At 73.7% G+C, this 22,700-nt stretch carries 16 protein-coding genes and 2 pseudogenes; 13 read left to right on the forward strand and 5 right to left on the reverse strand.

The window, feature by feature from the left end; genetic code table 11:
• Window positions 1-27: 27 nt before the first annotated feature.
• Both hemE and ABD899_RS09805 read right to left on the reverse strand, forming a co-directional pair.
• Window positions 28-1,143: a uroporphyrinogen decarboxylase gene (gene hemE / locus ABD899_RS09800; protein WP_425474957.1), complete on the reverse strand. Its 1,116-nt coding sequence runs from the start codon at window positions 1,141-1,143 to the stop codon at window positions 28-30.
• A gap of 64 nt (window positions 1,144-1,207) precedes the next feature.
• On the reverse strand, window positions 1,208-2,032 hold the full coding sequence (locus ABD899_RS09805; protein WP_345205182.1) for an EamA family transporter: 825 nt from the start codon (window positions 2,030-2,032) through the stop codon (window positions 1,208-1,210).
• A gap of 78 nt (window positions 2,033-2,110) precedes the next feature.
• Here ABD899_RS09805 and ABD899_RS09810 point away from each other — a divergent pair, with 78 nt between their 5' ends.
• The 8 genes and pseudogenes from ABD899_RS09810 to ABD899_RS18925 all read left to right on the forward strand — a co-directional run.
• A complete protein-coding gene (locus ABD899_RS09810; protein WP_345205184.1) occupies window positions 2,111-2,695 on the forward strand; it encodes a DUF3000 domain-containing protein in 585 nt (194 codons plus the stop codon).
• Between the two features lies 1 nt (window position 2,696).
• Window positions 2,697-3,929 carry an HRDC domain-containing protein gene (locus ABD899_RS09815; protein WP_345205186.1) on the forward strand — a complete coding sequence of 411 codons (1,233 nt, stop codon included), beginning with the start codon at window positions 2,697-2,699 and terminating at the stop codon, window positions 3,927-3,929.
• 143 nt (window positions 3,930-4,072) lie between these two features.
• Window positions 4,073-5,350, forward strand: coding sequence for a thiolase family protein (locus ABD899_RS09820; RefSeq protein WP_345205736.1), 1,278 nt, complete (start codon window positions 4,073-4,075; stop codon window positions 5,348-5,350).
• Window positions 5,351-5,353: 3 nt separating this feature from the next.
• On the forward strand, window positions 5,354-7,489 hold the full coding sequence (locus ABD899_RS09825) for a 3-hydroxyacyl-CoA dehydrogenase NAD-binding domain-containing protein (protein ID WP_345205188.1): 2,136 nt from the start codon (window positions 5,354-5,356) through the stop codon (window positions 7,487-7,489).
• Window positions 7,490-7,584: 95 nt separating this feature from the next.
• Window positions 7,585-9,129 (forward strand): helix-turn-helix domain-containing protein, encoded by a 1,545-nt coding sequence (locus ABD899_RS09830; RefSeq protein ID WP_345205190.1) that lies wholly within the window; start codon window positions 7,585-7,587, stop codon window positions 9,127-9,129.
• A gap of 127 nt (window positions 9,130-9,256) precedes the next feature.
• Window positions 9,257-10,039, forward strand: coding sequence for a hypothetical protein (locus ABD899_RS09835; protein ID WP_345205192.1), 783 nt, complete (start codon window positions 9,257-9,259; stop codon window positions 10,037-10,039).
• 14 nt (window positions 10,040-10,053) lie between these two features.
• Window positions 10,054-10,704, forward strand: a pseudogene (locus ABD899_RS18920) (serine hydrolase domain-containing protein); the annotation flags it as partial.
• 37 nt (window positions 10,705-10,741) lie between these two features.
• Window positions 10,742-11,140 (forward strand): annotated as a pseudogene (locus tag ABD899_RS18925) (serine hydrolase); the annotation flags it as partial.
• Window position 11,141: 1 nt separating this feature from the next.
• On the opposite strand, the gene dxs reads toward ABD899_RS18925, so the two are convergent.
• Both dxs and ABD899_RS09850 read right to left on the reverse strand, forming a co-directional pair.
• Window positions 11,142-13,010: a 1-deoxy-D-xylulose-5-phosphate synthase gene (gene dxs / locus ABD899_RS09845; protein ID WP_345205197.1), complete on the reverse strand. Its 1,869-nt coding sequence runs from the start codon at window positions 13,008-13,010 to the stop codon at window positions 11,142-11,144.
• 188 nt (window positions 13,011-13,198) lie between these two features.
• A complete protein-coding gene (locus ABD899_RS09850) occupies window positions 13,199-13,654 on the reverse strand; it encodes a hypothetical protein (protein WP_345205199.1) in 456 nt (151 codons plus the stop codon).
• 104 nt (window positions 13,655-13,758) lie between these two features.
• On the opposite strand from ABD899_RS09850, the gene ABD899_RS09855 reads away from it, so the two are divergent.
• The 5 genes from ABD899_RS09855 to cobA are packed head-to-tail and all read left to right on the forward strand — an operon-like array spanning window position 13,759 to window position 19,819.
• Window positions 13,759-15,474, forward strand: coding sequence for a nitrite/sulfite reductase (locus tag ABD899_RS09855; RefSeq protein WP_345205201.1), 1,716 nt, complete (start codon window positions 13,759-13,761; stop codon window positions 15,472-15,474).
• The gene (locus ABD899_RS09860; protein WP_345205203.1) at window positions 15,471-16,235 is read left to right on the forward strand and encodes a phosphoadenylyl-sulfate reductase; all 765 of its coding nucleotides are present in this window, start codon (window positions 15,471-15,473) and stop codon (window positions 16,233-16,235) included. The genes ABD899_RS09855 and ABD899_RS09860 overlap by 4 nt, the downstream gene beginning before the upstream one ends.
• Before the next feature lie 53 nt (window positions 16,236-16,288).
• Window positions 16,289-17,230: a sulfate adenylyltransferase subunit CysD gene (gene cysD, locus ABD899_RS09865; RefSeq protein ID WP_425474958.1), complete on the forward strand. Its 942-nt coding sequence runs from the start codon at window positions 16,289-16,291 to the stop codon at window positions 17,228-17,230.
• The gene (locus tag ABD899_RS09870; protein WP_345205206.1) at window positions 17,230-18,510 is read left to right on the forward strand and encodes a sulfate adenylyltransferase subunit 1; all 1,281 of its coding nucleotides are present in this window, start codon (window positions 17,230-17,232) and stop codon (window positions 18,508-18,510) included. The genes cysD and ABD899_RS09870 overlap by 1 nt, the downstream gene beginning before the upstream one ends.
• Before the next feature lie 13 nt (window positions 18,511-18,523).
• The gene (cobA, locus tag ABD899_RS09875) at window positions 18,524-19,819 is read left to right on the forward strand and encodes a uroporphyrinogen-III C-methyltransferase (protein WP_345205209.1); all 1,296 of its coding nucleotides are present in this window, start codon (window positions 18,524-18,526) and stop codon (window positions 19,817-19,819) included.
• A gap of 50 nt (window positions 19,820-19,869) precedes the next feature.
• Here cobA and acnA read toward each other — a convergent pair whose 3' ends face one another.
• Window positions 19,870-22,650, reverse strand: coding sequence for an aconitate hydratase AcnA (gene acnA, locus ABD899_RS09880; protein WP_345205739.1), 2,781 nt, complete (start codon window positions 22,648-22,650; stop codon window positions 19,870-19,872).
• Between the last annotated feature and the right edge of the window lie 50 nt (window positions 22,651-22,700).

Raw genomic sequence — 22,700 nt, forward strand, 5'->3', positions numbered from 1 at the left:
CCGCGCCCGAGCGCGACGGCGTGGCGGTCACCGCGCGGAGGCCTCGTGCACGAGCTCGACGACCCGGGTCAGAACGTCGGGATCGGTGTCGGGCAGCACCCCGTGACCGAGGTTGAAGATGTGACCGGGCGCGGCGCGGCCCTCGTCGACGATCGCGCGGACCCGGCGCTCGAGCGGCTCCCACGGCGCGAAGAGCAGCGCGGGGTCGAGGTTGCCCTGGACGGCGTAGCGGCCCCCGAGTCGCTCGAGGGCGTCGGTGAGCGAGACGCGGTAGTCGACGCCGACGACCTCCGCCCCCACCTCACCCATGAGCGCGAGCAGCTCGCCGGTGCCGACCCCGAAGTGGATGCGGGGCACGTCGAGGTCCGAGACGGCGGCGAGTGCGGCCGTGGAGTGCGACCGGACGGATGCCGTGTAGTCGGCGCGGCTCAGCACGCCCGCCCACGAGTCGAAGAGCTGCACGACGGACGCCCCCGCCTCGGCCTGCACCCTCAGGAAGGCGCCCGAGATCTGCGCGAGCTGGGCGCACAGGTCGTGCCAGAGCGCCGGGTCGCCGTGCATGAGCGCCTTGGTGTGCTCGTGGTTGCGCGACGGCCCGCCCTCGACGAGGTAGGAGGCGAGGGTGAACGGCGCCCCCGCGAAGCCGATGAGCGGCGTCGCACCGAGCTCGGCGGTGAGCAGGCCCACGGACTCGGTGATGTCGGGGACGTCGTCGGGAGTGAGGTCGCGCAGCTGGGCCAGATCGGCTCGCGAGCGGATCGGCCGCGCGACGACCGGCCCGACCCCCGCGACGATGTCGAGGTCCACCCCGATCGCCGCCAGCGGCACGACGATGTCGGAGAAGAAGATGGCGGCGTCGACACCGTGGCGGCGCACCGGCTGGAGGGTGATCTCGGTGACGAGGTCCGGCCGCCGGCACGACTCGAGCATCCCGACGCCCTCGCGCACCCGGCGGTACTCGGGAAGGGAGCGGCCGGCTTGGCGCATGAACCACACGGGCGTGTGCGGCACGTCCTGCCGGCGCGCGGCGCGCACGACGGGGGATGCCGCGGTGGCGCGGCGCACGGCGTCTCCGGGGACCGTCGTTCGGGCCGGCGCGGGCTGGGTGGTGTCGGGGGTCGTCACGACGCGACATCCTCCCATCCCTGCGTCCGGCAGGTTGGGCCCCAGGGCCCCCGACCTGCCTGACGCACCGCCGAAGCCCGGCCTACAGGGCCGTGACCGCCGCGCCGCCGACGGCGAGGACCACCCCGACCTGCTGCACCCTCCGGAGCCGTTCGTCGAGGAGGAGCCTGGCCCAGATCGTCGTCACGACGGGGTAGAGGGAGCCGAGCACCGAGGCGACGCTCACCTGGCCGCGCGAGGACGCGACGGCGAACATCGCGTTCGCGACGAGGTCGCCGCAGCCGATCGCGAGGAGCGCCGGCGTCTCGCGGAGCCTGATCCCGCCCGCGGTGCGCAGTGCGAGGGCGAGCACGACGAGGATGGCGACCGAGGTGACCCGCATGCCCCACAGGGTGAACAGGGTCGAGACGCGCGCGCCCCGGTCGAGGCAGAACAGGGCGAGACCGAAGCCCACGGCCGCGAACCCGGCGAGCACGACCGGGCGGGCCGAGACGTCCCCGCTCAGCTCGGGCCCGGAGGCGAGGGTGACCCCGACGACCGCGACGAGCATGCCGACCCACGCCCACGGCGAGGGCTCCTCACCGCTCGCGACACCGAGCACGACGGGGACGACGACGCCGAGCGCGGCGATCGGCGCGACGACGCCCATCGTCCCCGCCGACAGGGCGGAGTAGAAGCAGATGAGGCCGGTCATGCCCGACAGCCCCGCGGCCAGGGCCCACACCGGCCAGCCCTCCCACGTCACGGTGTCCCACCGGAGCGCGACGACGACCGAGATGACGAGGAGCGCGAGGGCCTGGGTCCAGCCCACGACGGCGACCGCCGGATGCCGTCGGGAGGCGAGTCCCGCGAAGAAGTCGGAGGTGCCCCAGGCCAGGGAGGACCCGAGGGCGAGGATGCTCAGCACCGCCGAAGCCTAGCCACGCCGGGCGCCGCCCCGGCGTGCCCTCCACCCGTGGCGCCCCGGACGGCATACATTGCTTGGGTGTCCAGCCGCACCGTGACCGGTCGCGAGTCGCCCGAGTTCGCCAGCGCCCTCGAGCAGCTCCACCGTGCCCGCCTGCGCTCGGAGATCCGGCTCACCGAGGTCCCGGCCCCCCAGCGGATCGCCCCGTACGCCGTCGCCCTCACCGCCGACGTCATCGACCCCCGCGACCCCGACGACGACCTGGCCTCCGGCCGGTTCGTCCTGCTCCACGACCCGAGCGCGCCCGAGCCGTGGGGCGGCCAGTGGCGCGCCGTGACGTTCGCGCGCGCCGAGCTCGAGCCCGAACTGGCCACCGACCCGCTGCTCGGCGAGGTCGGCTGGAGCTGGCTCGTCGACGCCCTCGAGGCGCGTGGCGTCGACTACGCCGCCGAGGCCGGCACGGTGACCCGGGTCGTCTCGCAGAGCTTCGGTGGGCTCGCGGACCGCCCGGCGAGCGTCGAGATGGAGGTGCGCGCGTCGTGGACGCCGCTCGGGTCCGAGGTCGGCGAACACCTCCTCGCCTGGGCCGACCTGCTGTGCACGATCGCCGGCCTCCCCCCGCTGCCCGAGGGTGTCGTCGCCCTCCCCGGACCGCGCCGCTGAGATGAGCTCCGAGACGGCAGCCGCCGACGCCCCGGACGACGCCGCGACCCTCGTGCCCCTCCACGAGCCGTCCGAAGGGGTCCCCCGCGTCGTCGAGACCGAGCGAGGGCTGGCCCGGGCGTCCGCGGCCGTCGCGGCCGGCGAGGGGCCGGTCGCGATCGACGCCGAGCGTGCGTCCGGCTACCGGTACGGCCAGCGGGCCTACCTCGTCCAGGTGCGCCGCGAGGGTGCGGGCACCTGGCTCATCGACCCGATGGCCTGCCCGGACCTCACCCCGCTCGACGACGCCATCGGCGCTGCGGAGTGGATCCTCCACGCGGCGACGCAGGACCTTGCGTGCCTCGCGGAGGTGGGGCTGCGGCCCCGCCAGCTCTTCGACACCGAGCTCGCCGGCCGGATCCTCGGGCTGCACCGGGTCGGGCTGGCCGCGGTCGTCGAGCACTACCTCGGGCTGAGCCTGGCCAAGGAGCACTCGGCGGTCGACTGGTCCACCCGCCCGCTGCCCGAGCCGTGGCTGCGCTATGCCGCGCTCGACGTCGAGGTGCTCAGCGAGCTGCGCAACCTCATGGGCGTGGACCTCGCCGCGCAGGGCAAGGCCGAGTGGGCCCGCCAGGAGTTCGCCGCCCTGCTCGAGTGGGCCCCCACCGAGCGGGTCGACCCGTGGCGGCGCACGTCCGGCCTGAACACCCTGCGCTCGCGCCGCGCGGTCGGCATCGTGCGCGAGCTCTGGTACGCCCGCGACGACATCGCCCGCGAGCGCGACACCTCCGTCGGACGGGTGCTCCCGGATGCCGCGCTCGTCGAGATCGCCCGGGCGGCGCCGCGCACGACGGCCGAGCTGCCGGGCGGGCACCGGGCCATCGGCCGGTACGGCCGGCAGTGGGTCGCGGCCGTGCGTCAGGCCCTCGCGATCCCCGAGCAGGACCTCCCCCCGCGCACCCTTCCCTCCGACGGGCCGCCGCCGCCGCGGGTCTGGGCCGAGAAGAACCCCCTCGCGGCCGACCGGCTCGGCGCGACCCGGGCCGCGCTCACCGCCTTCGCCCAGGACCGCGTCATCCCCGTCGAGAACGTCTGCTCCCCCGACCCGCTGCGCCGGGTCGTGTGGCAGCCCCCGTCCGAGCCCGACGAAGCCGCCTTCAGCCGGGCCCTGCTCGACCAGGGGGTGCGCCCCTGGCAGGCGGAAGTCGTGGCACCGATGCTCGTCACCGCCTTCACGCAGTTCCCCGACCCCTGACCACCCCGTCGCGCTGCCCCCGCCCGGCGTGACGTCTCTCACCCCCGCGACGCCAGCCTCGCTAAGCGCTCGCTTAGTACGCTGGCGGAGCCGTGCCCGGGGTCCCGGGCCGGTCCGCCCGTCGTGACCAGGAGGCCACCGCCGTGCCCCGTACCCTCCAGGAGGTCGTCTTCGTCGACGGCGTCCGCACCCCCTTCGGCAAGGCCGGCGAGAAGGGCATGTACGCCCAGACCCGCGCCGACGACCTCGTCATCAAGTGCGTCCGCGAGCTGCTGCGCCGCCACCCCGAGCTGCCGAAGGAGCGCGTCGAGGAGGTCGCGCTCGCGGCGACGACGCAGATCGGCGACCAGGGGCTGACCCTCGGGCGGCTCGCCGGGCTGCTGTCGGGCCTGCCGACGTCGACGCCCGGCTACTCGATCGACCGGATGTGCGCCGGGGCGATGACCGCGGTGACCAACGTCGCCTCCTCGATCGGCGTCGGCGCGATCGACGTCGCCATCGCGGGCGGGGTCGAGCACATGGGCCGCCACCCGATGGGTGAGGGCATCGACCCGAACCCCCGGATCATCGGCGAACGGGTCGTCGACGAGTCGGCCCTCGTCATGGGCAAGACGGCCGAGAACCTCCACGACCGCTACCCGCACCTCACGAAGGAACGCTGCGACGCGTACGCCGTGAACAGCCAGCGCAAGCTGGCCGCGGCCTACGCGGCCGGGAAGGTCCAGCCCGACCTCGTACCCGTCGCGACCCGGCACGTCGAGAAGGGCTGGGGCCTCGCGACCGCCGACGAGCCGCCCCGCCCCGGCACGACGCTCGAGGAGCTCGCCGGTCTGAAGACGCCCTTCCGCCCGCACGGCAACGTCACCGCGGGCAACGCCGCCGGGCTCAACGACGGCGCCACCGCGTGCCTCCTCGCCTCCGAGGCGGCCGCCGCCGAGCTCGGCCTCCCCGTGCGGATGCGGCTGGTCTCCCACGCCTTCGTCGGCGTCGAGCCGGAGGTCATGGGCATCGGCCCGGTCCCCGCGGCCGAGAAGGCCTTGCGCAAGGCCGGCCTGACGATCGACGACATCGGGCTCTTCGAGCTCAACGAGGCGTTCGCCGTGCAGGTCATCGCCTTCCTCGACCACTTCGGCATCGCCGACGACGACGAGCGGGTCAACCCGTGGGGCGGCGCGATCGCGGTCGGCCACCCGTTGGCCTCTTCCGGCGTGCGGCTCATGACCCAGCTGGCCCACCACTTCGAGGAGCACCCCGAGGTGCGCTACGGCCTCACCGCGATGTGCATCGGCATCGGCATGGGCGGCTGCGTCATCTGGGAGAACCCCGCATGGGGGGCTGTGTCCCCCATGGACCCGCCGGACGACCGCCACCACGCGGATCACGGCAGCGACCACACCGGCACCGACGGCTCGGAGGCCTGAACCATGACGACCACCACCCAGACCCCCCAGACACCCGTCGCCGCCGGCATGCCGGCCGAGGTCGTGACCCGCACCCCGGTGCAGGACGTCACGCTCCCCGGCGGCGCCGGCATCCTCGCCCTCGTCACCCTCGACAACGGGCTCGACCACACCCGCCCCAACACCTTCGGCCCGCAGACGATCGCCGGGCTGCAGGCCACCGTCGACGGGCTGCGCGTGCGGGCCGAGGCCGGCGAGATCCAGGCCGTCGGCATCACCGGCAAGCCGTTCAGCTTCGCCGTGGGGGCCGACCTCTCGGGCCTGCCGCACGTCACCGAGCGGGAGCAGGCGCTCGCCACGGCGCGGGCCGGACACGGGGCGTTCGCGTCGATCATGGACCTGCCGGTGCCGACCTTCGCCTTCGTCAACGGCATGGCGATGGGCGGCGGCGTCGAGATCGCCCTCGCGTGCGACCATCGCACGGTCTCCGCGGGCGTTCCCGCCTTCGCGCTCCCCGAGACCTTCCTCGGCCTCCTCCCGGGCTGGGGCGGCTGCTACCTCCTGCCGAACCTCGTCGGCCCGGCCGATGCGCTCACGGTCATCATCGAGAACCCGCTGTCGCAGAACCGGATGCTCAAGGCCAAGGAGGTCGCCGCCCTCGGCATCGCCGACGTGCTCCTCGAGCCCGCCGACTTCATCGAGGACTCGCTGCGCTGGGCCGCCGGTGTGCTGACCGGCGCCGTGACCGTGCAGCGCCGGGAGGTCGACCGGGATGCCGCCGCCTGGGAGGCCGCGTGCGACGCCGCGCGCAAGGTCGTCCTCGCCAAGACCGCGGGTCGCGCACCCGGGGCGCTGCGCGCCGTCCAGCTCGTGCGTGCCGCCCGCACGGCCACCCGCGAGGAGGCGTTCGCCGCCGAGGACGAGGCGCTGGGCGACCTCGTCATGAGCGACGAGCTGCGGGCCGGGCTCTACGCCTTCGACCTCGTCCAGAAGCGCGCCAAGCGGCCCGCCGGGGCGCCGGACAAGGCGCTCGCCCGGCCGGTGACGAAGGTCGGGATCGTCGGTGCCGGGCTCATGGCCAGTCAGCTCGCGCTGCTCTTCGCCCGCCGCCTCGGCGTGCCCGTCGTCATGACCGACCTCGACGAGGACCGCGTGGCCAAGGGCGTCGGCTGGGTGCACGCCGAGATCCGGGGGCTCCTCGAGAAGCGGCGCCTGTCCCCGGACAAGGCGGCGTTCCTCACCGGGCTCGTCAGCGGGTCGACGAGCAAGGACGGCTTCGCGGACGCGGACTTCGTCATCGAGGCCGTCTTCGAGGAGATGGCGGTCAAGCAGCAGGTCTTCGCCGAGGTCGAGGCGGTCGTCTCGCCCGAGTGCGTGCTCGCGACGAACACCTCGTCGCTGTCGATCACGCTGATGGCGAGCGAGCTGGCGCACCCCGAGCGGGTCGTCGGCTTCCACTTCTTCAACCCGGTGGCCGTCATGCCGCTGCTCGAGGTCGTCCCGGGCGAGGCGACCGACGACGCCGCCCTCGCGACGGCCTTCGCGACGGGCCGCGCGCTCGGCAAGACGACGATCCGGGTCAAGGACTCGGCCTCGTTCGTCGTCAACCGCCTGCTCGGCCGCTTCATGGGTGAGTTCTCGCGGATCGTCGACGAGGGCACCCCCGTGGCCACCGCGGACCGGGCCGTCGCGGGCCTGGCCCCCATGCCGCCGTTCGTGCTCCTCGGGCTCGTCGGGCCGGCGATCGCGCTGCACAACAGCCAGACCCTCCACCGCGCGTTCGGCGACCGCTTCCACGTCTCGCCGAGCCTGCGTCGCCTCGTCGAGGCCGGCAAGCGCGGCTACTACCGCATGGAGGACGGGCGCCCCGTACCGGACCCGGAGGTGCTCGCGATGGCCGAGCAGCCCGAGCACCCGGTCGAGCTGACCGTGGAGCAGGCCCGCGAGCGCATCCTCGGCGTGCTGGCCGAGGAGGTCGGGCTCATGCTCTCCGAGGGCGTCGTGCAGGCCCCGATGGACATCGACCTCGCGATGATCACCGGCGCCGGGTTCCAGTCCTGGAACGGCGGGCTGTGCCCGCTCCTGGACCGTGAGGGGGTCTCCGAGCGCGTCCTCGGCCGCCGCCTGCTGCCTGCGGGCGTCGCGAGCGTCCCGGCCTGAGCCCGCTCGAGCCGAGCGGCCCGCCCCCCGGGCACGACACCGGCGGGCGGGCCACGGCATCCCTGCTTATCTCACAGGTGATATACGATGGCGCGGTGACGACGACGACCTCCGACACGTACCTGACCCGGATCGGCACCCTCATCCGGGACGCCCGCCGCCACCAGGGGCTCACCCAGAGCGAGCTCGCCGACCTCCTCGGCACGAGCCAGAGCGCCGTCGCCCGTATCGAGCAGGGCAAGCAGAACCTCTCCCTCGAGATGCTCGCGCGGGTCGGCGAGAAGCTCGACAGCGAGTTCGTCTCGCTCGGCCACAGCGGCCCGCAGCACCTGCGCATCGTCGGCGGGAGGAAGCTGTCGGGCTCGATCCCGGTCAAGACGAGCAAGAACGCCGCCGTCGCCCTGCTGTGCGCGAGCCTGCTCAACAAGGGGCGCACGACGCTGCGCAGCCTGGCCCGCATCGAGGAGGTCAACCGGATCATCGAGGTGCTCACCTCGATCGGTGTCCGCGTGCGCTGGCTCCCCGACAGCAACGACCTCGAGATCGTGCCGCCGGCCCGCCTCGACCTCGCGAGCATCGACGTCGACGCGGCCCGGCGCACCCGCACCGTCATCATGTTCTTCGGCCCGCTGCTCCACGACCTGCCGGACTTCCAGCTGCCGTATGCCGGCGGCTGCGACCTCGGCACCCGCACCATCGAGCCCCACCTGTCCGCACTCAAGGCGTTCGGCCTCGACGTCGCCGCGACCCACGGCTTCTACGAGGCGCGGGTCGACCCGGCGCGGGCGCCCGAGCGCGCCATCGTGCTCACCGAGCGCGGCGACACGGTGACCGAGAACGTCCTCATGGCCGCCGCGCGCCACCCCGGCACGACGGTCATCCGCAACGCCTCCCCGAACTACATGGTCCAGGACCTGTGCTTCTTCCTCCAGGCGCTCGGGGTCACGATCGAGGGCATCGGCTCGACGACGCTCACCGTCACCGGGGTCGAGCACATCGACGTCGACATCGAGTACTCCCCGTCCGAGGACCCCATCGAGGCGATGAGCCTCATCGCCGCCGCCGTCGTGACCGAGTCGACGATCACCATCGAGCGGGTGCCGATCGAGTTCCTCGAGATCGAGCTGGCCACCCTCGAGGAGATGGGCCTGCACTTCGACATGACCCCGGAGTACCGCGCCCAGAACGGCCACACCCGGCTCGTCGACCTGACGATCCACCCCGGGCCGCTCAAGGCCCCGGTCGACAAGATCGCCCCGATGCCGTTCCCAGGCCTGAACATCGACAACCTGCCGTTCTTCGCCCTCATCGCGGCCTGCGCCGAGGGCACGACGATGATCCACGACTGGGTCTACGAGAACCGCGCCATCTACCTCACCGAGCTGACCAAGATCGGCGGCCAGGTGCAGCTGCTCGACCCGCACCGCGTCATGATCACCGGCCCGACGCCGAAGTGGCGCGCCGCCGAGGTCATGTGCCCGCCGGCCCTGCGCCCGGGGGTCGTCATCCTCCTCGCGATGCTCGCCGCACCCGGAACCTCGGTGCTGCGCAACGTCTACGTCATCAACCGCGGCTACGAGGACCTCGCCGAGCGCCTCAACGCCCTCGGCGCGACGATCGAGACCTTCCGCGACATCTGAGGCCCGCAGCCGACGGCGGGCGCGACGACCGGGTCGGGGGGCATGATCCGACGCCGTGAGCAGGCGGATGCCGCCCTCACCGGTCGACTGCGGGCGCGACGACCGCGCCGAGGGCCATGATGGGCCCATGGCCCTGAGCATGCACACCGCTGCCGAGCGGCCCGACCTCTGGGAGCGCGGGCTCCCGTCGGCGACCGTGTGGCCCGAGTACAACCTCCACGGCGACGTGCTCAACCAGTGGTGGGGCTACCTCGACGAGGAGCTCGCCGACTTCCAGTTCGTCCTCCACGACGACGAGCTCGACGAGGTCGTCGCGGAGGGCCACGCCGGGCCGATCTGGTGGGACGGAGCCGACGAGAGCCTGCCCGACGGCATCGACGCCGTCATCGAGCAGGTGTTCCGCCGCTCCCGGGCCGGCGCCCCCGTCAACACGCTGTGCGCGCTCGCCGCGGAGACACCGCGTGACGGCCGGCGCCGTGGCCTGGCCGTCGAGCTCCTCGGTGCGATGCGCACCCTCGCCGCGCGCCACGGGCTGACCCACCTCGTCGCCCCGGTGCGGCCCTCGCTCAAGGAGCGCTACCCGATGGTCGGCATCCACCGCTACATCGGCTGGCGCCGCGACGACGGGCAGCTGCTCGACCCGTGGATGCGCGTCCACGAGCGGCTCGGGGCGCGGGTGGCGGCGCCCCTGCCGCGCTCGCTGCGGATCACCGGCAGCGTCGCCGAGTGGGAGTCGTGGACCGGCCTGGTGTTCCCGGAGACCGGCGACTACGTCTTCCCCGAGGGGCTCGTCACCGTCCACATCGACCGGCAGGACGACGTCGGGACGTACTGGGAGCCCAACGTGTGGATGGTGCACCCCGACATCGGGCGCGGCGACCTCGGGGCGGCCGGGCCCGACCCCGTCTGAGCAGGATCGTGGTCATGGGCGGCAGCGGAGCGGGTGGGCAGGTCCACGGCTCGGTGGATGCCGCGTTCTCGCGGGTTCGCGAGGTGTTCGCCGACGTCGTCGCCGACCAACCGGGCACCGGCGCCTCGCTCGCCGTGTGGCACGACGGGGCGTGGGTCGTCGACGTGTGGGGGGGCGCCGCCGACGCCGCGCACACCCGCGCGTGGGCGCGCGACACGCTCGTCATGCCGTACTCGGTGACCAAGCCCTTCGCCGCCGTGTGCGTGCTCACGCTCGCCGACCGGGGCCTGGTCGACCTCGACGTCCCGATGCAGCGGTACTGGCCGGAGCTGCGGGCACGGGCGTCGGTGCGCGACGTGCTGTCGCACCGGGCCGGTCTCGTCGCCCTCGCAGAGCCGGCGCCGGTGGAGGCCTTTCGCGACGGGGACCTCATGGGTGCGCTCCTCGCCCGCGCGGAGCCGTCCTGGGTCCCCGGGACGGCACAGGGCGAGTCCGCGCTGTTCTACGGGCACCTGCTCGCTCAGGTGGTGCGGGCCGTCGACGGCCGGTCGGTGGGGCGCTTCCTGCACGAGGAGGTCTGCGGCCCGCACGGCCTCGACTTCCACGTCGGGCTCGGCCGCGCCGAGCTCGGCCGGGTCGCCGACCTCACCGGGTTCGACGCCGCGTTCCGTCGGTCCGAGGACGCCCGGTCGCCGCTGTACCAGCGGGCGATCGGGAACCCGCCCGGTGCGACGGACCCCGACGTGGTGGCGCCGCGCCGAGGTGCCGGCCGTCAACGGGCACGGGACCGCGCGCGCGGTCGCCGGGTTCTACGTGGCGCTCGCCGGTGGGCGCCTGCTCGGCCCCGACCTGCTCGGACAGCTCCGCCGTGGGCGCGGCGTCGAGCCCGAGCTCGTCCTCGGCGACGAGCGCGAGTGGGGCCTCGGCGTCGTCGTCGACCCCGACGGCTACGGTATGGGCGGGCTCGGCGGCAGCTTCGGCTGGTGGAGCGAGGCCGGGGGGTACGCCATGGCCTTCCTCACCGGGCACATCGGGGACCACTCCCGCGGTGACCGGCTCGAGGCCGCCGTGCGGGAAGTGCTCGGACTGCCGCCGGTGTGAGTCAGGCGAGGCGGTCGCGCAGGCGGCTCGCGACGGCATCCGGCGTGAGCCCGACCCGGTCGAGGACCTGCCCGCGCGACCCGTGGTCGAGGAACTCGGGGGGGATGCCGAACTGGTCGACCGGGGCTGCGAGCCCGCCCTCGCGCAGCGCGAGCTCGACGTGGGAGCCGACGCCGCCGACGACGACGTTGTCCTCGACGACGCACACCCGCCCGGCGCCCCGGGCCAGCTCGACGAGGTCGGAGCTCACCGGCAGCGCCCAGACCGGGTCGGCGACGCGCACCCGCACGCCCTCGGCGGCGAGCTTCTCGGCCGCGGTGACGGCCGTCGTGGCCATCGAGCCGATGCCGACGAGGAGGACGTCGACCTCGCCCTCGTCGGGCTCGGCGAGGACGTCGACGGTTCCGGTCGTGCGCACGGTCTCGACCGGGTCGCCGACCGTGCCCTTCGGGAAGCGGACGACGGTCGGGGCGTCGGTGACGTCGACGGCGGCCCGCACGGCGCGGGCCACCTGCTGGCCGTCGCGCGGGGCGGCGAGGTGCAGGCCGGGGACGACCCCGCTGATCGTCATGTCCCACATGCCGTGGTGCGAGGCGCCGTCGGGGCCGGTGATGCCCGAGCGGTCGAGGACGACGGTGACCCCGGCCCGGTGCAGCGCGCAGTCCATGAGCAGCTGGTCGAACGCGCGGTTGAGGAACGTCGCGTACACCGCGACGACGGGGTGCAGGCCGGCGAAGGCCAGGCCCGCCGCCATCGTGAGGGCGTGCTGCTCGGCGATGCCGACGTCGAACGTGCGCTCGGGGTAGTGGTCGGCGAAGTCCCTGAGCCCGACCGGGATCATCATCGCCGCGGTGATGGCGACGACGTCGTCGCGGTCGCGCCCGATGCGCACCATCTCGTCGCTGAACTCGTCGGTCCAGCTGCGTCCGGCGATCTCGAGGGGCAGGCCGGTCTCGGGGTTGATGACGCCGACGGCGTGGAACTGGTCGGCCTCGTCGGTGATCGCGGGGTGGTAGCCGCGGCCCTTCTGGGTCAGGACGTGGACGAGCACCGGGCCCCCGAACGCCCTCGCCTTGCGCAGGGCGGCCTCGACGGCGTGCTCGTCGTGCCCGTCGACCGGGCCGATGTACTTCAGGCCGAGGTCCTCGAAGAGCCCCTGCGGCGCGACGATGTCCTTGAGTCCCTTCTTCACCCCGTGGAGCGTCTCGTACATCGGTCCGCCGACGACGGGGGTGCGCGCCAGGGTGTGCCGGCCCCAGTCGAGGAAGCGTTCGTAGCCGCGCGTCGTGCGCAACGTCGCGAGGTGGTCGGCGAGCCCGCCGCGGGTCGGCGCGTAGGAGCGCTCGTTGTCGTTGACGACGATGACGAGCGGCAGGTCGGGCTCCGCCGCGATGTTGTTGAGGGCCTCCCAGGCCATCCCGCCGGTCAGGGCGCCGTCGCCGATGACGGCCACGGTGTGGCGGTGGCGCTCACCCCGCACGACCCGGCCGGCAGCGATGCCGTGCGCCCACGACAGCGAGGCCGAGGCGTGGGAGTTCTCGACGACGTCGTGCTCCGACTCGGCCCGGCTCGGGTACCCCGACAGACCGCCCTGGGTGCGCAGGCCCGAGAAGTCGTGACGGCCGGTGAGCAGCTTGTGCACGTAGGACTGGTGGCCGGTGTCGAACACGATGGTGTCGCGCGGCGAGTCGAAGACCCGGTGGAGGGCGATCGTCAGCTCGACGACACCGAGGTTCGGCCCGAGGTGTCCCCCCGTGCGGGAGACCTCCTCGACGAGGAAGCGCCGGATCTCCTCGGAGAGGGCCGGCAGCTGGTCGGCGCGCAGCCTCCGCAGGTCGTCGGGTCCCTCGATGTGCTCGAGCAGGCTCACCGGGCCTACCTCCATGTCGTGCGGGGTGCGAACCCCCCGAGTCTAGGCGCTCGGGGGGCCGGGCCCGGCCAGCGACCGTGCCCACCGACAGGCAGTGGGTGGCCTCCGAGGGGGGCCGCCGTGCTCAGTCCCGGCGCGGTGACCGGGGTACTGCCTGTCCGTGGAAGCGCACTACCGGCCTGCGGGCGTCACAGGCGCGGCACGAAGTCGAGGCCGCGCAGGGCGTCGAGGAGCAGGCCCGCGGCCCGGCGCGCCGAGAGCAGCCGCACCCCCTCGACCTCGAGGTCGCCGAGCACCTGGGCGACCCCCTCCGGCCCGATGTCGTCGACGAGGTCGACCCGCACCTCGCGGTAGGCCGAGCGCATCGCGTCGAGCTGCGCGTCGAGGTGGCGGACCGTGACCCACGCCAGCGCGACAGGATGCCGTCGCCACGCCGGGTAGAGCCGGTAGTCCGGCGGGCAGTGGTCGAGCAGCCACGCGCAGGCCCGGTGCTCCCAGCCCCGGTCTCCTGGGGGCGGCACCCCGACGGGCCACCCTGGGGGGCCGCCGACCCCCACCGCCCCGGACGCCGAGCGCTGGCGGGCCGGCGACGCCGGGCTCCCGGCCCGCAGCGGCGGGCCGGCCGGAGCCGTGGGATCGAACACGTGTTCGATGATACGCGGCTCGACCACATCGTGGACCGGACGTCCTCAAGTAATGCAACGTTATATATTGCATCACGACCGCTAATCCGCAACGGGTAGGGACGATGACCACGCAGACGACCGAGGCGACGACCGGACGGGCCCTGCGCCCCCCGCGGGCCGGGCGCTCGAACGGCCAGTGGGCCGTCGACGGCCGTGACCCGCTCAACGCCAACGAGGCGTGGAAGCAGCAGGAGGGCGGCCTGGGCGTCCGGGAGCGCATCGAGCAGGTCTACTCGCGCGAGGGCTTCGCCTCGATCCCCCCGGAGGACCTCGGCGGGCGGTTCCGCTGGTGGGGCCTGTACACCCAGCGCCGGCCCGGCATCGACGGCGGGCGCACCGCCCAGCTCGACGACGCCGAGCTCTCCGACGAGTACTTCATGCTCCGGGTCCGCCTCGACGGCGGCGCGCTCACCCTGGCCCAGCTGCGCGTCCTCGCCGACGTCAGCCGCGACTTCGCCCGGGGCACCGCGGACATCAGCGACCGGCAGAACATCCAGTACCACTGGATCCGGGTCGAGGACGTCCCCGAGATCTGGCGCCGGCTCGAGGCCGTCGGCCTGCAGACGACCGAGGCGTGCGGCGACACCCCGCGCGTCGTGCTCGGCAGCCCGCTCGCCGGCATCGCCGCCGACGAGGTGATCGACCCGACGCCCGTCATCGCCGAGATCACCCGCCGCTTCGTCGGCGACCCCTCGCTCGCCAACCTCCCCCGCAAGTTCAAGTCCGCGGTCACCGGCCACCCGAGCCTCGACGTCGTCCACGAGATCAACGACGTCTCGCTCGTCGGCGTCGTCCACCCCGAGCTCGGCGTCGGCTACGACCTCTGGGTCGGTGGCGGCCTGTCCACCGCACCGCGCCTCGCCGAACGCCTCGGCGTCTTCGTCCGGCCCGAGGAGGCGGCCGAGGTCTGGCTCGGTGTCATCTCGGTCTTCCGCGACTACGGGTACCGGCGGCTGCGTACCAAGGCCCGCCTGAAGTTCCTCCTCGCGGAGTGGGGGCCGGTGCGCTTCCGCGAGGTGCTCGAGACCGAGTACCTCCACCGCCCCCTGCCCGACGGCCCTCCCCCGGCCCCCGCGACCGGCGCCGGCGACCACGTCGGCGTCCACCTGCAGAAGGACGGCAACCACTACGTCGGCGCCGCCCCGGTCGTCGGCCGGGTCAGCGGCGACGTGCTCGCCGGACTCGCCGACGTCATGGCCACCGCCGGCACCGACCGGGTCCGGCTCACCCCGCACCAGAAGCTCGTCGTGCTCGACGTCGCGCCGCCGGCCCTCGACGACCTCGTCGCCGGGCTCGAAGGGCTCGGGCTGTCGGTGCGGCCCAGCCCGTTCCGCCGGCACACGATGGCGTGCACGGGCATCGAGTTCTGCAAGCTCGCCATCGTCGAGACCAAGGCCACCGCCGCCACCGCCGTCGCCGAGCTCGAGCGCCGCCTCGCCGACGTCACCGCGCGGATCGACACCCCGGTCACCCTCAACGTCAACGGCTGCCCCAACTCGTGCGCCCGCATCCAGGTCGCCGACATCGGCCTCAAGGGCCAGATCGTCACCGTAGACGGCGAGCAGCAGCCCGGGTTCCAGGTGCACCTCGGCGGGGGCCTGGCCTCCGCCGACCGCGACGAGGCCGGGCTGGGTCGCACCGTGCGCGGCCTCAAGGTGACGGCCGAGGACCTCCCCGACCTCGTCGAGCGGCTCGTGCGCCGGTGGCTCGACCAGCGCGGGGCCGGCGAGACGTTCTCCGGCTGGGTGCACCGCGTCGACGAGGACGAGCTGCGATGACGACGACCGAGCCCACCACCCACCGCTCCACCGCGGCCGCCGCTCGGCGCGGCACCGACGAGCTGCGAGCTCTCGCCGCCGAGGGGTCGCGACTGCTGTCCGGCGCGGACCGCCCGGGGGGCAGCGAGGCCGACGCCGACGAGGTGGCCGCCTGGGCCGCCCGCACCTTTCCCGGCACCCTCGCCGTCGCGTGCAGCATGGCGGATGCCGTGCTGCCGGCTGTCGTCGCGCGCCACGCCCCGGGCGTCGACGTGCTCTTCCTCGACACGGGCTACCACTTCGCCGAGACCCACGGCACCCGCGCGCAGGTCGCCCACGAGCTCGACGTCACCGTCGTGGACGTGCGGCCCGAGCTGACCGTCGCCGAGCAGGACGCACGGCACGGCCCACGACTGCACGACCGTGACCCCGCAGCCTGCTGCCGGATGCGCAAGGTCGAGCCGCTGCGGGGTGCCCTCGCCGGCTACGAGGCCTGGGTCACCGGTGTGCGTCGCGACGAGGGACCGACCCGCGCCGGCACGCCGCTCGTGACCTTCGACGAGCAGTTCGGCCTCGTCAAGCTCAACCCCCTCGCCGGGTGGTCCTTCGACGACCTCATCGGCTACGCCACCGACCACCGGGTGCCGGTGAACCTCCTGCTCTCCGACGGCTACCCGTCGATCGGCTGCGCGCCGTGCACCCGGCGCGTCGCACCCGGTGACGACCCCCGGGCCGGGCGCTGGGCCGGCTTCGCCAAGACCGAGTGCGGGCTGCACCCGTGACGACCACCGACACCCTGACCGAGGGGCTCCCCGTGACCACCGACGTGACCGACGTGACCGACCTGGCCGAGGCACCCGCTGCCGCCGCGCCGAGCGACCTCCCCGTGCTCACCCAGCTCGACGTCCTCGAGAGCGAGGCGATGCTCGTCATCCGCGAGATCACCGCCGAGCTCGAGCGGCCCGTGCTGCTGTTCAGCGGGGGCAAGGACTCCGTCGTCATGCTCCACGTCGCCGCCAAGGCGTTCTGGCCGGCGCCGGTGCCCTTCCCGGTGCTCCACGTCGACACCGGCCACAACTTCCCCGAGGTGCTCGCCTACCGCGACAGCACCGTCGAGCGGCTCGGCCTGCGCCTCGAGGTCGCGGGCGTCCAGGACTGGATCGACGACGGCCGGCTGCGCGAGCGGGCCGACGGCACCCGCAACCCGCTCCAGACCCGGCCGCTGCTCGACGCCATCACTCGCAACCGCTTCGACGGCGTCTTCGGCGGCGGACGCCGCGACGAGGAGAAGGCCCGCGCCAAGGAGCGCGTCGTGAGCCTGCGCGACGACTTCGGCCAGTGGGACCCGAAGAACCAGCGGCCCGAGCTGTGGAACCTCTTCAACCCGCGGCACCGTCCCGGCGAGCACGTGCGCGTCTTCCCCCTGTCGAACTGGACCGAGCTCGACGTGTGGCGCTACGTCGAGCAGGAGGGCATCGAGCTCCCCGGCCTCTACTACGCCCACGAGCGCGAGGTGTTCGAGCGCGACGGGATGCTCCTCGCGGTCGGGCCCCACTCCCACCCACGGGCCGGCGAGGTCCCTCGCACCCGCAGGGTGCGCTACCGCACCGTCGGCGACATGTCCTGCACGGGCGCCGTCGAGAGCGACGCGGCATCCGTCGCCGACGTCGTCGCGGAGGTGGCCGCCTCGACGCTCACCGAGCGCGGCGCCACCCGGGCCGACGACCGCATCTCGGAAGCCGCCATGGAGGACCGCAAGAAGGAGGGCTACTTCTGATGAGCACCCTGCTGCGCCTCGCGACCGCCGGGTCCGTCGACGACGGCAAGTCGACCCTCGTCGGCCGACTGCTCCACGACTCGAAGTCGGTGCTCACCGACCAGCTCGACGCCGTCGAGCGGGTCAGCCGCGACCGCGGCCTGGACACCGCCGACCTCGCGCTCCTCACCGACGGGCTGCGGGCCGAGCGGGAGCAGGGGATCACCATCGACGTGGCGTACCGGTACTTCGCGACGGCGCGACGCTCCTTCGTGCTCGCCGACTGCCCCGGCCACGTCCAGTACACCCGCAACACGGTCACGGGCTCCTCGACCGCCGACGCGCTCGTGCTCCTCGTCGACGCCCGCAAGGGGGTCCTCGAGCAGACCCGCCGCCACCTCGCCGTCGCCGCCCTCATGCGGGTGCCGCACGTCGTCATCGCCGTCAACAAGATCGACCTCGTCGCGCACAGCGAGGGCGTCTTCCGGTCGCTCGCGGCCGAGGTGCGCGCCGTCGCCACCGAGCTCGGCATCCCCGACGCCCACGCCGTCCCCGTCTCGGCGCTCGTCGGCGACAACGTCGTCGACCGCTCCGACCACACGCCCTGGTACGACGGCCCCTCGCTCCTCGAGCTGCTCGAGACCCTCCCGCCCGACACCGACCCGGTGCACGAGTCGTTCCGGATGCCGGTCCAGCTCGTCATCCGCCCCCAGGGCGCCGCGCGCTCCCCCGAGCACGTCGAGTACCGCGGGTACGCCGGCCAGCTCGCCTCGGGCTCGGTGCGGGTCGGCGACGAGGTCGTCGTGCTCCCGTCCGGCACCCGCTCGACCGTGGCGGGCATCGACCTCGGCGATCGCACCCGCGACGTCGCGGTCGCCCCGCAGTCGGTGACGATCCGGCTCGCCGACGACGTCGACGTCAGCCGCGGTGACGTCGTCGTCGCGGCGAGCGACCCGGTGGCGCTGCGCCAGGAGGTCACGGCGCTCGCGTGCTGGCTCGGCGACGAGCCACTGCGCCCCGGCGCCCGGCTCCTCGTCAAGCACGGCTCCCGCACAGTGCTCGCGATGGTCCGCTCCGTCGACGGCCGGCTCGACCTCGACGCCCTGCGGCTGGCCGGTGCGGACTCGTTGCAGCTCAACGACATCGGCCGGGTCACCGTGCGGTTCGCGTCCCCGCTGCCCGTCGAGGACTACTCGGTGTCACGGCGTGGCGGCGCCTTCCTGCTCATCGACCCCGACGACGGCCGGACGCTCGCCGCCGCCATGGCCGATGCAGTGGCCCCCGGCGAGCACCCGCAGTGACGGAGCACCCGCAGTGACCCTGCCCGTTGGGCTCGACCTCGACGGCCGCCGCGTGGTGGTGGTCGGCGGTGGCCCGACGGTGCTGCCCGGCATCCGCGCCGTGGTGGGGGCCGGCGGGCTCGTGCACGTGCTCTCCCCGTGGGTCTGCGAGGAGGCCGCCGCCCTCATCGCCACCGGCGAGGTGGCCTGGAGCGAGCGGGACTACGCCGGCCCGGAGGACCTCGACGGCGCCTGGCTCGCGCTCGCCGGGTCGGGAGAGCACATCCTCGACGCCGCAGTGCGCACGGATGCCGTCGCGGCCCGCCTGTGGTGCCTCGACGCCACTGAGCTGGGTGCTCAGCTGGCTGCCCCGGCAACCACGCCAGCACCCAGCTCCCCGAGGCGTGAGCGAGCCACCGCGTGGCTTCCCGCCACGGCCCGCGTCACGACCCCGGACGGCACGGTCACGGTGGCCGTGCACGCGGATGACACGTTCCGCGCCGAGCGGACGGCCGGGGCCGTCGACGACGCCCCCCTGGCGGAGGGCATCACGCGTGCCGTCACCGACCTGGTCGCCGGCGGTCACCTCGACCTGCGGCGCCGCACCCCTCGCACCGGGCCGGGGTGGGTGGCGCTCGTCGGCGGCGGGCCGGGCGCCGACGGGCTGCTCACGACCCGCGGCCGCGAGCTCCTCGCGTCGGCCGACGTCGTCGTGCTGGACCGCCTCGCCCCCCGCGCGGTCGTCGACCGGCTGCCGGCGGCGGTGCGGGTCGTCGATGTCGGGAAGGCCCCGGGCCGGCACGCCCTGCCCCAGGACCGGATCAACGACCTGCTCGTCGAGGAGGCGCTCGCCGGCCGGGCGGTCGTCCGCCTCAAGGGCGGCGACCCCTACGTCCTCGGCCGCGGTGGCGAGGAACGGCTCGCCTGCGAGGCGCACGGCATCCGGGTCGAGGTCGTGCCCGGCGTGACGAGCGCGGTCTCGGTGCCGGCCGCGGCCGGCATCCCCGTCACCCACCGCGGCGTCGCCCGGGGCTTCACCGTCGTCACCGGGCACGACGAGCTGCCCGACGTCCCGCCCGGCACCGACCACACCGTCGTCGTGCTCATGGGGGTGGGCCGGCTCGCGCGGTCGGCGCGCGCACTCGTGGATGCCGGGCGCCCCGCCACGTGTCCCGTCGCCGTCGTCGAGCGTGGCTTCGCGCCCGACCAGCGGGTCACCTTCGGCTCGCTCGCCGACATCGCCGCAACGGCCGCCGCCGTCGGGGTGGAGAACCCCGCGGTCGTCGTCGTCGGCGACGTCGTCCGGCTCAGCCCCGACTTCCCGCGGTGAGTGCGGACGTGGCCGCTCGGGCAACCACGTCCGCACTCACGGAGTGAGGGTCAGGCGACGAGCGACCGCAGGACGTACTGGAGGATGCCGCCGTTGCGGTAGTAGTCCGCCTCACCGGGGGTGTCGATCCGCAGCACCGCCTCGAAGCTCACCTCCGACCCGTCGTCACGGGTCGCCGTGACCGTGACGGTGCGCGGCGTGCGGCCCTCGTTGAGCTGCGTGACGCCGGAGACGGCGAAGGTCTCGGTGCCGGTCAGCCCGAGCGACTCGGCGGTCTCGCCCGCCGGGTACTGCAGGGGCAGCACCCCCATCCCGATGAGGTTGGACCGGTGGATGCGCTCGTAGGACTCGGCGATGACCGCCCGCACGCCGAGGAGCGCGGTGCCCTTGGCCGCCCAGTCGCGCGACGAGCCCGAGCCGTACTCCTTGCCCGCGAGGACGACGAGCGGGATGCCGGCCGCCTGGTAGGCCGCCGAGGCGTCGAAGATCGTCGTCTGCTCGCCTCCAGCGAGGAAGTTGCGGGTGAACCCGCCCTCGACCCCCTCGAGGAGGAGGTTGCGCAGGCGGATGTTCGCGAAGGTGCCGCGGATCATCACCTCGTGGTTTCCGCGGCGGGAGCCGTAGGAGTTGAAGTCCCGCCGGTCCACGCCGTGCTCGGCGAGGTAGCGCCCCGCGGGGCTGTCGGCCTTGATCGACCCGGCCGGGCTGATGTGGTCGGTCGTCACCGAGTCACCGAGCTTGGCGAGCACCCGGGCACCGGAGATGTCGGTGACCGGCGCGGGCTCCATGCCCATCCCGTCGAAGTAGGTCGGCTTGCGCACGTAGGTCGACTCGGGGTCCCAGGCGAAGGTGTCGCCCTCGGGCGTCGGCAGCGACTGCCAGCGCTCGTCGCCCGCGAAGACGTCGGCGTAGTCCTTCTCGAACAGGTCGCGCGTCAGGGCCCGCTGGATCGTCGCCTCGACGTCGGCCGCGTCGGGCCAGATGTCGGCGAGGAAGACGTCGTTGCCCTCCTGGTCGTGGCCGAGGGGGTCGGTCTCGAAGTCGAAGTCCATCGTGCCGGCGAGGGCGTACGCGATGACGAGCGGCGGGCTCGCGAGGTAGTTCATCTTGACGTCCGGGTTGATCCGGCCCTCGAAGTTGCGGTTGCCCGAGAGCACGGCGGTGACCGCGAGGTCGTTGGCCTGGACCGCCGCCGAGATCTCCTCCGGCAGGGGGCCGGAGTTGCCGATGCACGTCGCGCAGCCGTAGCCGACGAGGTGGAAGCCGAGCTTCTCGAGGTAGGGCCACAGGCCGGCCGCCTCGTAGTAGCCCGTGACGACCTTGCTGCCGGGGGCCATCGACGTCTTGACCCAGGGCTTGGAGGTGAGGCCCTTGTCGACGGCGTTGCGGGCGAGCATCGCCGCCGCCATCATGACCGAGGGGTTGGAGGTGTTCGTGCACGACGTGATCGACGCGATGGACACGATGCCGTGGTCGATCTCGAACGACTCCCCACCGGCGGTCGTGACCGTCACCGGGCGGCGCGGACGGCTGTCCCCGTCGCCGGTCGCGGCCGGGGGCTCGCCCCCGTTCTGCCCGTCGGGGGTGCCCTGCGGGGTGGGGTCGCTCGCCGGGAACGACGAGGCCAGCCCGGCATCGCCCTCGCGGTGCGTGACGTAGGTGGGGAGCACCTCGCGGAAGGCCCGCTTCGCGTCGGTGAGGGCGATGCGGTCCTGGGGGCGCTTCGGCCCGGCGATCGACGGCACGACGCTGGACAGATCGAGCTCGAGGCGCTCGGAGAAGCGCGGCTCGGCCGCCGGGTCGAGCCACATCCCCTGCTCCTTGGCGTACGCCTCGACGAGCGCGACCTGGTCGTCGGTGCGGCCGGTGAGGCGCAGGTAGTCGAGGGTGACGTCGTCGATGGGGAAGATCGCGCACGTCGAGCCGAACTCCGGGCTCATGTTGCCGATCGTCGCCCGGTTCGCGAGCGGCAGGGCGGTGACACCGGCCCCGTAGAACTCGACGAACTTGCCGACGACACCGTGCTGGCGCAGCAGGTCGGTGATCGTGAGGACGACGTCGGTGGCGGTGACCCCCGGCCGGGTGGCGCCGGTCAGCTTGAAGCCGACGACCCGAGGGATGAGCATCGACACCGGTTGGCCGAGCATGGCGGCCTCGGCCTCGATGCCGCCGACGCCCCACCCGAGGACGCCGAGGCCGTTGACCATCGTCGTGTGGCTGTCGGTGCCGACGCAGGTGTCGGGGTACGCGACGCCGTCGCGGACCATCGTCACCCTGGCGAGTCGCTCGATGTTGACCTGGTGGACGATGCCGGTGCCCGGCGGCACGACCTTGAAGTCGTCGAAGGCGGTCTGTCCCCAGCGCAGGAACTGGTAGCGCTCCTTGTTGCGGCCGTACTCGAACTCGACGTTGCGCTCGAAGGCGTCGGACCGGCCGAAGACGTCGATCTGCACCGAGTGGTCGATGACGAGCTCGGCCGGGGCGAGCGGGTTGATCCGGCTCGGGTCGCCGCCGAGCTCCGCGACGGCCTCGCGCATCGTCGCGAGGTCGACGACGCAGGGCACGCCCGTGAAGTCCTGCATGATGACCCGCGCCGGCGTGAACTGGATCTCGGTGTCGGGCTCCGCGTTCTCGTCCCAGCCGCCCAGGGCGCGGATGTGGTCGGCGGTGATGTTGGCGCCGTCCTCGGTGCGCAGGAGGTTCTCGAGGAGGACCTTGAGGCTGTAGGGCAGCGACTCGCTCCCCTCGACGGCGGCGAGGCGGTAGATCTCGTAGGACTGCTCACCCACCTCGAGCGTGCCGTGGGCGTCGAAGCTGTTCGTGCTGGCCACCGGGGCTCCCTTCAGGTCGTGCGTCGTCGCGCGATTCCCGTGATTTATCT

Origin of the sequence: Fodinibacter luteus (assembly GCF_039541575.1) — a bacterium.
Taxonomy (GTDB): domain Bacteria; phylum Actinomycetota; class Actinomycetes; order Actinomycetales; family Dermatophilaceae; genus Fodinibacter; species Fodinibacter luteus.